Source organism: Corynebacterium hansenii (assembly GCF_030408795.1).
In the GTDB taxonomy this organism is placed as follows: Bacteria; Actinomycetota; Actinomycetes; order Mycobacteriales; family Mycobacteriaceae; genus Corynebacterium; species Corynebacterium hansenii.
Map to the genome: position 1 here is coordinate 1018452 of NZ_CP047211.1, position 11890 is coordinate 1030341.

The following is an 11890-nucleotide window of genomic DNA, read 5'->3' on the forward strand; positions in this document are numbered from 1 at the left end:
TCTCCCGCTTCCATTCACCTCCCACCCCTACTCCGGCAGCACCTCGCCGAGCACGCGGAGGGTGTTGCCGCCCATGATCTGCGCGATGTCCTCTTCCGAGTACCCGCGGTCCATCAGCTCCTGGGTGATCACCGCCAGCTGCGACGCATCCCACGGCACCTCCACCGACCCGTCGAAGTCCGACCCCAGCGCCGCGGCGTCGATGCCGGCGACCTTCACCACGTGGTCGATCGCATCGACCACCGGCCCCGTCCCCAGGCCGCACACGGCGTCCTCCCAGTAGCCGACGCCGATCACGCCACCGGTGCCGGCGATGCCGCGGATCTGCTCATCGCTCAGATTCCGGTTCACGTCGCAGGTGGCGCGCACGCCGCCATGCGAATAGACGACCGGCCCGTCGGCAAGCGAAATCATCTCCTCCATCGCCGCAGGACTCGCATGCGCCAAGTCCACCACCATGCCCATCTCCTGCATCTGCGCGAACATCTCGCGTCCCAGATCCGTCAGGCCCCCGCGCTCGACGCCGTGCATGGACCCGGCGACCTCGTTGTCGAAGAAATGCGTGAACCCCGCCATCCGCGCCCCTGCGTCGAACAGCCGCCGCAGATTCGCGCCATCGCCCTCCAAGTTGTGCAGCCCCTCCAGCGAATACAGCGCGCCGACCGCATCGCCGCCGGCCTCCCGATCCGCCAGCAACGCCCGCAGATCACCCTTCGTCCGGATCCACCGCAGCCGCCCCTCCGACCCCTCGACGGCCCGGTCGAGCTTCTCCGCGTGGTACATCGACCGCTCGAACGGCGAATTCCACGTCCGCGGCGGCTGCATCTGCACCACCGACAGGGGAGTGATGTTGTCCGTCTCATCCGTGTTGCCGTCCAGATTCTGCCCCCGCGGCGACTTGGTCACCGACGCGAACACCTGCAGCGCCACATTGCCCTCCCGCAGCCGCGGCAGATCCACGTGCCCGCGGTCGGCGCGCTCCAGAATCGACCGCTTCCACAACAGCGCATCCGAATGCATGTCGGCGATGGTCAACCGCCCGTGCAGGTCCAGGGCCTCCGGCGTCGGCTGCTTCAGGTCCACGTCGGCGACGGGATTGCGCTGCTTTTCGACGACGCCGGGAGCCACCGCGAGCACCACCGCCACCCCGACGACCAGCACCGCCAGCAGCGCGCCCCCGATCTTCAGCCCGCGGCCGCCCCGGTCCTGTCGCTGCCCTCGTCGCGCATTCATGTTTGCCACGCTAACTTAATCGCACGCGAGTGTGGCGTGGATCACCTCGATTCGAGTCGTGCTTGCGCCGCGTCTCGGCCCAAGTCAGCCTCCATGCCCGCGCCATGCCCGCGCCTTGCCGCGCCCGATGCCCGGCCCCCGGAGCCCCGTCGAAACGGCCGAAAAGGGGAGGCCGCGGGCGTCGCAAAGCGAAATCCGGGCGTTTTGACCCCGGGTCTATGGTGGACACATGCAACAAAATCGTGGCCGCCCCGCTGCCACGCACCCGGCGAAAACGCCGATCCCTCATGAGATCTGGGTGCTGGTCAGCGCGGCATTCATCATCGCGCTCGGCTTCGGCCTCATCGCGCCCGTGCTGCCCCAGTACGCCCGCAGCTTCGACGTCTCCGTCTTCGCGGCGAGTTTCGTGGTCAGCTCGTTCTCCATCTTCCGCCTTATCTTCGCGCCGACGTCCGGGCGGCTCGTGGACAAGGTCGGCTACCGTCGCACCTATCTCACCGGTCTGAGCATCGTCGCCATCTCCACCCTGCTCGTCGCCGTCGCCTGGGACTATTGGTCCCTGCTGGCGTTCCGTGCGATGGGCGGCATCGGCTCGACCATGTTCACCGTCTCCGCCATGGGCCTGATCGTGCGCATGGCGCCGCCGAACATCCGGGGCAAATGCTCCTCCGCGTACGGCTCCGCGTTCCTGCTGGGCAACGTGTTCGGCCCGCTGCTCGGCGCCGCCATGGCCGCGTGGGGCATGCGGACGCCGTTCTTCATCTACGGATTCGCCCTGGTCGTGGCCACGCTGATCGTCGCCGTGCGCCTCAACCCCGAGGCGCTGCGGCAGAAGGTGCCCAAGCGCACCACGCCCGTCATGCGCTTCCGCGACGCCTGGCGCGACTCCGCCTACCGCGCCGCGCTGGTGTCCGGCTTCGCCAACGGCTGGTCCAACTTCGGCGTGCGCGTGGCCATCGTGCCGCTGTACGCCGCCGCCACCTTCGAGCACGGCGCCGCCGTCGCCGGCCTGGCGCTGACCGCGTTCGCCGTGGGCAACGTCATCGCGCTGCAGTTTTCCGGGTCGCTGTCCGACCGCATCGGTCGGCGCCCGCTGCTGTTCACCGGCCTGGCCGTGAATGGCCTGTTCACCGGGTTGGTCGGCTTCATGCACGGCGACGTCACCCTCCTCGCCGTGTCCGCCGCCGCCGGTTTCGGCGCCGGCATGATCAATCCGGTGCAACAGGCCGTGCTTGCCGACGTCATCGGGTCCGACCGGCAGGGCGGCAAGGTCCTGGCGAGTTTCCAGATGGCCATGGATTTCGGCGCGATTTCCGGCCCGCTGGTCGTGGGCCTGATCGTCGACCTCGCGGGGTACCGGGCGGGGTTCATCGCGTGCGGAGTGATCACCGCGATCGCGTTCATCGCGTGGCTCGGCGGGCGCGAGACGCTGGCGAGCGTGCCGACGAAGGTGAAGCCCGCGGGGGAGTAGCGCGTGGGCTGGTGTCGTGTGTCGATCAAATGACAAGAAGCCCGTGTCCTTGGTGGTCGAGAGCCTGCCATCCTCTCCTGGGAGCCGGCGACGTCCTCTTCCTGCTTTATCGTCCCTGCTCAGTGGTTCGGGCGCACCGTCCTCGCCCCGGCCTGGTGGTTCTGGCTTATCGTCCTCGCCTCCGCCCGTGGTGTGGGCCAACTTTCCTTCGCGGCCGGCGGTTCCGCTGCCTCCCCTCGCGGCGAAATGTCGTTTGATCGACGCTCCCGAGTAGCACTTGTGACCGCCTGGTGTTTTAGAGAGCGCCGGTGAGGAGCGTCGATCGAATGACACGAAGGCCGTTTCCTGGTGGCCGGAGGCTCGCCGCCCGACATCGTCCGGGTACCGGCGACGTGGTCTTCTTCCGACATCGCCCCGGCCATTTTCCGGGAGACGGCGGCCCGGTCGGTCCTCCGTCGTCGCCCCCCGCACCTGGTGGTTTTGGCCCAATGATCCTGCGTAGTTCGGGCTCATCCGTAGTTCGGGCTCATAGTTCCTTCGAGGCCGGCGTTGCTGCTGCCTTCCCGCGCGGCGAAACGAAGGTTTTCGTGGGGCGAAATGTCGTTTGATCAACGCTCCCGAGTAGCACTTGTGACGACCTGGTCTTTTGGAGGGCGCCGGCACGGAGCGTCGATCAAATGACACGAAGACGTCGTCCCGGTGGTCGGAGAACTCCGACGCTGGAGCTGAGCCGCCGGAAAGTGGGGAGCTGCGGGGCGCCGAGGATTGGGTGGCGCGGAAGCCGGAAACGGGGTCGACGTAGATGCCGGGGAGTGGGTCGACGTAGATGCCGGGGAGAGCGCCGGGAAGGGGTCGCCGCGGGCACCGGGGAAGCAGCGGCCGAAAGCTCGCGTGGCGGCGATGGGTACGCGATTAGAGTGACCTCCGCCACCGTTGACCCCAGTTAATCGCGTTTTGGCATGTAGAACGGGTAAGGTGGCCCGAGCAATGAGCACAACCGATGACGGTGCCGGCGACGCGAAAACGCCGGAGAACTATGACGAATCGGTATCCACGGATAGCTCGCACGACGGCGCACCCCTCACCCTCGACGACGTAATCAACGCGTCGGGGGTTGATGCTGCGCAGGTCAGCAGGGAAAAGAGCACCACCGCGGACACTGAAGATGGGCGGGCCACAACGGCCCACGACGACAATTCACATGCAGAGCACGCGGCACACGAGACCGCGGACGAGACGGCCACACGGGCCGCACACGAGGCCCCGCGGGGCCGGGAAGACGCCCCGACGGGCGATGAGATGGGTAACTACATGGGCAATAACGACAACAACGACGTGATCCGCGAAGAGCTGGGAGCGGACCGCAGCGAGAACAACGCCGAGCAGAACAACGGCGATAACACCGAAAACGCCGCCGCCGAGCAGCAGTCCGAAACCGCGGCCGTGAAGGTCGACGGGGACGAGGTCTCCAACGCCGACGAAGCGCCCTTCGAGGCCAACGCCGAAGTCGAAGAGGCGAAGAAGAGCGGGGACGCGGGCGTCGCAAAGCAGACCGAGAAGCTTGACGACGAGCCCGCCGACGCCAAGTCCGCCAAGCAGGACGAAACGGCCGACAAGAAGGCCGAAACCAAGAACGGCGACAAGACCGACACCAAGGCCTCCAAGAACGACGACGACCGCCCCGAAGGCCCGGGCTTCGACGAGCTCGACCTGCCCGACGAGGTCGTCCGCGCGGTGGCGAAGGTCGGCTTCGAAACGCCGTCGCCGATCCAGGCCGCGACCATCCCGACGCTGATGGCCGACCGCGACGTCGTCGGCCTGGCGCAGACCGGCACCGGCAAGACCGCCGCGTTCGCGCTGCCGATCCTCGCCCGCATCGACCGCTCCGTCCGCGCCCCGCAGGCCCTGGTGCTCGCGCCGACCCGCGAACTCGCGCTGCAGGTCGCCGACTCCTTCCAGTCGTTCGCCGACCACCTGGGCGGCATCTCCGTGCTGCCGATCTACGGCGGCCAGTCCTACGGCATCCAGCTGTCCGGCCTGCGCCGCGGCGCGCAGATCATCGTGGGCACCCCCGGCCGCGTCATCGACCACCTGGAAAAGGGCTCGCTGGACATCTCCGGCCTGCGCTTCCTGGTCCTCGACGAAGCCGACGAGATGCTGAACATGGGCTTCCAGGAGGACGTCGAACGCATCCTCGCCGACACCCCGGAGGACAAGCAGGTCGCGCTGTTCTCGGCGACCATGCCGGCCGCCATCCGCCGCCTGTCCAAGCAGTACCTGGACGACCCGCGCGAGATCACCGTCAAGTCGCAGACCCGCACGGCGGACAACATCCGCCAGCGTTTCCTGATGACCGCCCACCGCAACAAGCTCGACGCCCTCACCCGCGTGCTGGAGGTCGAGGAGTTCGAGGCGATGATCGTGTTCGTGCGCACCAAGCACGAGACGGAGGAGCTCGCCGAGAAGCTCCGCGCCCGCGGCTTCACCGCCGCCGCGATCAACGGCGACATCGCGCAGAACCAGCGCGAGCGCACCATCGGCCAGCTGAAGTCCGGCCGCCTGGACATCCTGGTGGCCACCGACGTCGCCGCCCGCGGCCTGGACGTCGACCGCATCAGCCACGTGGTCAACTTCGACATCCCGCACGACACGGAGTCCTACGTCCACCGCATCGGCCGCACCGGCCGCGCGGGCCGTTCGGGCGAGGCGCTGCTGTTCGTCACGCCGCGCGAGGGCCGGCTGCTGCGTTCCATCGAGCGGGCGACCAAGTCGTCGCTCCACGAGATGCAGCTGCCGAGCGTCGACGAGGTCAACGATTCCCGCAAGTCCAAGTTCATGGACGCCATCACGGAAGCGCTTGCCGACGAGCAGGTGCCCGTGTTCAGGGAGCTCATCCAGTCGTACGCCGAGGAGCATGACACGCCGCTGGTCGACATCGCCGCCGCCCTGGCCGCGCAGTCGCAGAACGGCGAGTTCCTGATGAAGGAGCAGCCCCGCCGCAAGCGCGACGACCGCGGCCGCGAGGGCCGGGGCCGTTTCGAGGAGGAGCGCGGTGGCCGCGGCCAGCGCGACCGCCGCAGCGAGCACGCCGCCCGCCGGGCGGAGCGCGCCGAGTTCACCCGCGAGGGCATGTCGAAATTCCGCATCAGCGTCGGCCGCCGCCAGCATGTGCGGCCGGGCGCGATCGTCGGCGCCATCGCCAACGAGGGCGGCCTGACGTCGAAGGACTTCGGGCACATCGACATCCGCGGCGACCACACCCTGGTCGAGCTGCCGGCGAACATGCCGCAGCGGGTGTTCGACAACCTCCGCGACACCCGGATTTCGGGCCAGCTGATCCACATCACGCCCGACGACGGCACCAACGTCGACGACGGGTCGCACGCCTACGACGATCGCGATGACCGCGGTGGACGTGGCGGGCGCGGCGGCGATCGCGGCGGTTACCGCGGTGGCCGGGGCGACCGTGGGGACCGTGGCGGTCGCGGTGGTTTCCGCGGCGGCCGGGGTGGCCGTGACGACGATGACCGCGGCGGCCGTGGTGGCCGGGGCGGTTACCGCGGCGGCCACGACGATGACCGCGGCGGCCGCGGGGGACGCGGCGGTCGCGGTGGTTTCCACGCCGGCCGCGACGACCGGGGAGGCCGCGGCGGCTACCGGGGCAACCGCGATGACCGCGGTGGCCGTGGCGGCCGCGGCAGCTGGGACTAGCGAATGATAATCGGCCCGCACCCTTGATGGGGTGCGGGCCGATTCGTCGTTGAGTGCGAGCGACGGGATGGGGAGGAGCGGGGCGGCCAGGACGAGCGGGGCGGGGAGGCGCCGAGCCGGCCTCACCCTGCCCCGGCCGCCGCCCCTAGAACCTGATCGCGTCGATCGGCTTGACGCGCACGGCGATCGTCGCCGGGATGACGCCCGCCATCGCGCCCACCAGCGATGCGATGGCCACGCCCATGAACGCCGCGGTCAGCGGGTACGGCACGCTGCCCAGGTCCATCGGCATCTCGAGCATGTCGGCGATGGGCAGCTGCTTGACGGTGATGATCGACAGGATCACGCCGACCACGCCGGCCACCGTCGTCGCCACGATCGATTCGAGGAACACGGAGATGAAGATCCGCGCCGCCGACGCGCCCATCGCGCGGCGGATGCCGATCTCGCGGACGCGGTGGCCGATGGTGACGATCGACACCGTCAGCAGGCCCAGCGCGCCCAGGGCGATGACGATGCCGCCGATGATGCCCAGCACCTTCGTGATCATCGAGTTCATCTGCTCGGTCTGCTCGACGTTGCGGTCCGCGGTCGATCCGGTGACCTGCCAGCCGCCGCCGAGGTGGCCGCGCAGCATGTCGGACAGGGTGCGCTGCGCCTCCTTCGCCTCCTCCGGCGGGGCTGCGACCAGCAGCTTCGGCGAACCGACGGAGGTGTGCCGCGCGTGCATCAGCGTGTCGTAGTGGGTGACGGCCAGCGGGGAGTCCCACGAGCCGATGCCCTTCATCACGCCGACGACGGTGAACTGCGCGCGGCCGGTCTCCCGCGCCGTGAACGTCGGGTGGGAGGCGACGTCGGGGTTGCCGAGCTTCTCCCACAGGGCCTCGTTGACCACGACGGGGTTCATCAGCCGCTGTCCGTCCTCCGGCTGCAGCGCGCGGCCGGCGATGATGGTCTTGCGGTGGATGTCGAACCACCCGGGGTCGACGCCGTGCATTTCGGGCGTCTGCTGCGGGACGCACGACGGGTCGGTGGCCGGGTCGCACTTCGGCTGCGAGGGGATCTGCACGTCGAGCGTCTGCGTCCGCATCCGCGTCCACGTGTTCGCGCCGACCTGGCCGACGGTTTTCAGGGCGGCGTCGGAGAACGCGTCGTCGATGGAACCGTCCGGCTTGACGACGTCCAGCGTCTCCCCGGCTGAGCCCTGCGAGGATGCCATCGGCGGCATCCCCGGGATGGGCGCGCCGGCCGGTCCGCCCGCGGCGGCGCCGCCGCCTTCGCCCCCGCCGGAGCCCGGCGTCGCCGACAGCGTCACCGTGCCGGCGATGCCGGAGTACTGGGCGCTGGAGGCTTCCGACGAGGACGTGAGGATGTTGCCCAGCGCGATCACCGTGGACATCGCCCACACGGCGGCGGCCACGCTGACCAGCGACAGCATGATGCGGTTGCGGTTGATGCGCAGCTCGTGCCACGCCTCCAGCAGCGCCCCGATGTAGGGGGTGAGCGAATACGCGAGCTTGTTGTTCGTCGTCTTATTCATCGTCGCCCCCGATCGGCAGATGGGGTGCGCGGAGCAGCGAATCGTCGTGAAGCTTCCCGCCCCGCAGTTCGACGATGCGGCTCGCCCGTTCGGCGACCTCCATGTCGTGCGTGATCAGGACCAGCGCGGAGTTGTTCTCCGCGGCGACCTCCTCGAGCAGTTCCATGACCACCTTTCCGGTGTCGAGGTCCAGCGCGCCGGTCGGCTCGTCGGCGAGGATGACCTTCGGCTGGCGCACCAGCGCGCGCGCAATGGCCACGCGCTGCTGCTCGCCGCCCGACAGGCGGCCCGGCATCGCGTCGATGCGGTGGCCGAGGCCCACCCGCTCGAGCATTTCCGTCGCCAGCTCGGTGCGGTTCCAGAACTTCGGGCCCTTGTCGTACATGAGCGGAACCTCGACGTTCTCCAGCGCCGTGCGCGTGGGGAAGAGATTGAACTGCTGGAACACGAACCCGAAGGAGTCGCCGCGGAGGGTGGCCAGGGCCTTGTCGCCGAGCTTGGACACGTCCGTGCCGTCGAAGGTGTACGTGCCGCCGTCGGGCAGATCCAGCATGCCCATGATGTTGAGCAGCGTCGACTTGCCGCTGCCGGACTGGCCGATGATGCTCACGTGATCGCCCGGAAAAACCTCCAGGTCGATGCCCTGCAGGATCGGCAGCATTTCGCCGTTGGGCAATTCCACCGTGCGGGTGACCCGCGTCAGTTTCAGCATCGGGCGCCGTCAGTTCGCGGCCGGGGCGTCGGCGGGGGCGGGGTCGCCGCCGCCATCGGAGCCATCGCCGGAGCCGCCGTCGCCGGAGCCCTTGGCGCCCTCGCGCTCGGAGACGGCGGGCACGAACGTCAGCACCTTCTCGCCCTCCTTCAGGCCGCCCTTGATCTCGATGTTGGTGCCGTCGTTGGCGCCGAGCTGGACCTTGCGCTTGACGGGCTTCTTGCCGGGCCCGTCGCCGGGCAGGAACACGATGCCCTCGTTGAAGCGGCCCTCGACGGCGGTGACCGGAAGGGTGGAGACCTCGCCGGTGGTGGCGCCGCCGATGGTCAGCGTGGCGGGGACGCCCTCGTAGACGGTCTGGTCGGAGGGGATGGAGCAGCGGATCTGCGGGCCGCCGCCCGTCGTCGAGCCGGTGTTCTGCGCCGCCGCGCCGGAGCCTTCGCCGGAGCCGGTGGCGGGCGCCGACGACGCGGTGACGATCTTCACCTCGGAGCACAGGAACGGCCCCGGCCCGTCGGTGATGCTCAGCTTGCCGGACCGCAGCGCGTCGCCCATCGAGTACAGTTGGCTCGGCTTGAGCTGCGCCAGCGCGTGGAAGGAACCGGGCGAGATGGTCCCGATCTCCTGGCCCGCCTCGACGTTCTGGCCCAGCACCACGTTGAGCTGCACCGTGCCGCCGGAGGGGGCGGCGATGTCCTGGTACTTCACCACGGGGGCGGGGGCGGCGGCCTCGGCGTCGGAATCGGAGTTGGCGCCGGTTGCTGCTGCGCCGGACCCGGCGGGCATGGTCGTCGACTTCACCTGGAAAAGGCCCTGGCCGGCGTTGACCGCCTGGCCGGAGGCGACGAACAGCGTGCTGACCTGACCCGACGCGGTGGCGCGGATCGGCGTCGGCGCGTCGCGGAGGATGGTCGCCGACAGCTTGGTCTCGTTGTCGATGGTGTTCTTCTCCAGCGTCGTCGTCGGCTGGGAGAAGTCGCCTTCGCTGACGTGCTCGGGCGTGTCGTTGCCGGGGAAGAAGGCGATCTTCACAAGTGACACGGTGGCCAGGATCAGCAGGGCGTACTTGAGGCCCCGCAGGATTCCCGCGCCTCGCTTCGTGTTGTTCATCGTGGGTGTTTCGTCCGTTCGGGAAGGGCGTGCGCCGGGGTCGCCGGCGTGGATGGCCGGGCGGTCGATAACAGCCACGGCAAAAATGTAACGACGCGAGCCTATCAGCCCTTGAGTCCCATCCACATTGTGTTCTTGGCAACGATTTCCAGCGCCGCCGTCGGTCGCGGCGTCGATCGTGCCGAACACCGTTGTACCCGGCATTCGTTCGCCGCCGAGTATGGCAGAGGGGAGGGTGCGGGCGAGCGCAGGCGGGGGAGGGCCGGTTCATGTCCGACGGTTGCCCGACCGGGCCCGCTTCACGACGAACCGGCCCGCACCCCGAATGGGGTGCGGGCCGGGCGTCGTCAAGCAGGATCAGAGGCCTGCCCGACGGCGAAATCATCGGTGTGGCCTCGGTGGTGCCGTGGGGGCGTTACGGCTGACGGTACGTCACGTCCTTGCTCTGGCCGTCCGGGCCCTTCCACGTGACCTTGACCGCGTCCATGCCGATCACCGACACGGACTCGACCTGGCCGGTGCGGTCGCCGAAGGTCCGGTCGGCGCCGAAGCCCTCGGGCACGGCCGCGGTGCCCACGTACCCGCCGTCGTTCGGTCCGTAGAGCAGCACCGCCTGCGGCGACGAACCGGTCGCGCCTGCGACGGTGATCACCTGCGCCGACACCGAACCGTCGGTGCCCCTCGCGACCGGGAACCACGGATCCGCCACCCACTCGTGGCCGGCGGAGATGTGGCCGTCGCGCGTGGCCTGACCGATGGCCTCCTTCAGGCGGGAATCGCCGGTGGGATCGGCGGCCGCCTCGGCGGCGGGGGCGGCATCGGCCGCGGGGGCCGCGACGGCGGGGGCGGCGCCACCGGCCGTCAGTGCCAGCGCCGCGGCGGCCGAAGCGGTCAGCGCGCCGGCGCGGCGCGGGCGGCGGGTGTGCGTGGCACCGGCGTCGGCCGTGATGGCGTCGGTGACGTCGGCGGTCGTGCGGTTGGCGTTGTTCGTGCGGAACATGTCTTCCTTCCAATGGATGGTCGTGTGTTCTGCGGACTGGATGGTGCGGTGAGCGGTCGTGCGCCGCGCGCGGCGTGGTGCTGGGCCGGCGCGGCGCCGGGGTGCGGCGCGGTTATGCCTGCGCGGTGCGCCGTTACGGCGTCGAGCCCTCCAGGAACATTGGCTGGAACACGCCGTCGTCGAGCATGTAGCGCATCGTGGCGTGTTCGCCGGCCGCGTTCCTCCACCAGACGGTGATGTCGTACGGCGCCGTGCGGGCGATGTGGACCATGCCGCTGGTGTAATCGCCCCACGCCGGCCCCTCCGCCGCGAAGCTCGGGATCTCGGCCGTGGTCGCGTAGCCGCCCTGGCCCGGGTAGTACAGCAGCACCGCAGTCGGGGCCGTCGGGTCGCCGCCGCGAGCCGAAATCGGCTGCGCCGTCGGCAGGTGGCACGGGCCCTCGAGGTACGGCATCGCCTTGTTCGGCTGCCAGTCGTGGTTCGGCGAGATGTGGCCCTCCGCGATCGCCTGCTCGATGGCCGCGTGCGGATCGGCGGGCGGGAGGTTCTCGTCGCACTTGCCGGTGACGTCCCGGGCGGGCGGTTCGGGCACGGCGGCCGCGGTGGGTGCGGTCGCCGCGGCGCCGAAGGCCATGGTCAGCGACGCGGCGGTCGCCAGCGCGGCCTTGCGGATGCCGGACCCGCGGGTACCGGCCTCGCGGGAATTCGGAGTGTGCATCATGTCGAACATGGTGTCCTCTCCGATCCGCCGGGGGTCGAGCTGTTGGGGTCGGGGCGGCGGATCGAGTTGAACGGGGACCCGGTACCCGGCGTCGGATCCGGTGGCGCGTCCCGCCGGTTGGGGCGGAACCCGTCTCCCGGGTCCGGAGCGTGTCCCGGAGTCCCGATCAACTGTGGCGCCCACGGTGCTCGCCTTGTTTGGTGATCGCAAGCGCTCATGAATGTTGTTAAACCATCGTAGTTGAGGCGTTATCGAACCGTTATTCATTGGTTCGGCGGGTGCTGGGCGTCATTTACGGTGGTGCGCTGGATCAATGACGTGCATTTTTCGGCGTCGGCGTCGGGGGTGGTTCCCCTCGCGCGCGGGACTTGAAAGTGGCGCCGACGGGCGTT

8 protein-coding genes are annotated in these 11890 nt (G+C 69.5%); 2 read left to right on the top strand and 6 right to left on the bottom strand.

The features are described 5' to 3' along the window. Positions 1-27 precede the first annotated feature (27 nt). Positions 28-1233, bottom strand: coding sequence for a dipeptidase (locus CHAN_RS04555; RefSeq protein ID WP_290292268.1), 1206 nt, complete (start codon positions 1231-1233; stop codon positions 28-30). A gap of 229 nt (positions 1234-1462) precedes the next feature. Here CHAN_RS04555 and CHAN_RS04560 point away from each other — a divergent pair, with 229 nt between their 5' ends. Together CHAN_RS04560 and CHAN_RS04565 are read left to right on the top strand one after the other, a co-directional pair. Next, positions 1463-2704, top strand: a complete 1242-nt coding sequence (locus CHAN_RS04560; RefSeq protein ID WP_290292270.1) for an MFS transporter — start codon at positions 1463-1465, stop codon at positions 2702-2704. Between the two features lie 987 nt (positions 2705-3691). After that, positions 3692-6415: a DEAD/DEAH box helicase gene (locus CHAN_RS04565; protein WP_290292272.1), complete on the top strand. Its 2724-nt coding sequence runs from the start codon at positions 3692-3694 to the stop codon at positions 6413-6415. A 145-nt stretch (positions 6416-6560) separates the two neighbouring features. On the opposite strand, the gene CHAN_RS04570 is transcribed toward CHAN_RS04565, so the two are convergent. From CHAN_RS04570 to CHAN_RS04590, 5 genes are all read right to left on the bottom strand, one after another. Continuing rightward, a complete protein-coding gene (locus CHAN_RS04570; RefSeq protein ID WP_290292276.1) occupies positions 6561-7955 on the bottom strand; it encodes an ABC transporter permease in 1395 nt (464 codons plus the stop codon). Then, on the bottom strand, positions 7948-8667 hold the full coding sequence (locus CHAN_RS04575) for an ABC transporter ATP-binding protein (RefSeq protein WP_048742680.1): 720 nt from the start codon (positions 8665-8667) through the stop codon (positions 7948-7950). The genes CHAN_RS04570 and CHAN_RS04575 overlap by 8 nt, the downstream gene beginning before the upstream one ends. A gap of 9 nt (positions 8668-8676) precedes the next feature. Next, on the bottom strand, positions 8677-9777 hold the full coding sequence (locus CHAN_RS04580; protein WP_290292280.1) for a biotin/lipoyl-binding protein: 1101 nt from the start codon (positions 9775-9777) through the stop codon (positions 8677-8679). A 415-nt stretch (positions 9778-10192) separates the two neighbouring features. Next, positions 10193-10777, bottom strand: coding sequence for a hypothetical protein (locus tag CHAN_RS04585; RefSeq protein ID WP_290292282.1), 585 nt, complete (start codon positions 10775-10777; stop codon positions 10193-10195). A gap of 133 nt (positions 10778-10910) precedes the next feature. After that, entirely contained in the window at positions 10911-11498 is a 588-nt protein-coding gene (locus CHAN_RS04590; protein WP_290292284.1) for a hypothetical protein, read from the bottom strand. Positions 11499-11890 lie beyond the last annotated feature (392 nt).

Excerpts from the sequence above, each read along its gene's own strand:
- CHAN_RS04555 (WP_290292268.1), bottom strand. The coding sequence starts at position 1,233 with ATGAATGCGCGACGAGGGCAGCGACAGGACCGGGGCGGCCGCGGGCTG.
- CHAN_RS04560 (WP_290292270.1), top strand. The coding sequence starts at position 1,463 with ATGCAACAAAATCGTGGCCGCCCCGCTGCCACGCACCCGGCGAAAACG.
- CHAN_RS04565 (WP_290292272.1), top strand. The coding sequence starts at position 3,692 with ATGAGCACAACCGATGACGGTGCCGGCGACGCGAAAACGCCGGAGAAC.
- CHAN_RS04570 (WP_290292276.1), bottom strand. The coding sequence starts at position 7,955 with ATGAATAAGACGACGAACAACAAGCTCGCGTATTCGCTCACCCCCTAC.
- CHAN_RS04575 (WP_048742680.1), bottom strand. The coding sequence starts at position 8,667 with ATGCTGAAACTGACGCGGGTCACCCGCACGGTGGAATTGCCCAACGGC.
- CHAN_RS04580 (WP_290292280.1), bottom strand. The coding sequence starts at position 9,777 with ATGAACAACACGAAGCGAGGCGCGGGAATCCTGCGGGGCCTCAAGTAC.
- CHAN_RS04585 (WP_290292282.1), bottom strand. The coding sequence starts at position 10,777 with ATGTTCCGCACGAACAACGCCAACCGCACGACCGCCGACGTCACCGAC.
- CHAN_RS04590 (WP_290292284.1), bottom strand. The coding sequence starts at position 11,498 with ATGATGCACACTCCGAATTCCCGCGAGGCCGGTACCCGCGGGTCCGGC.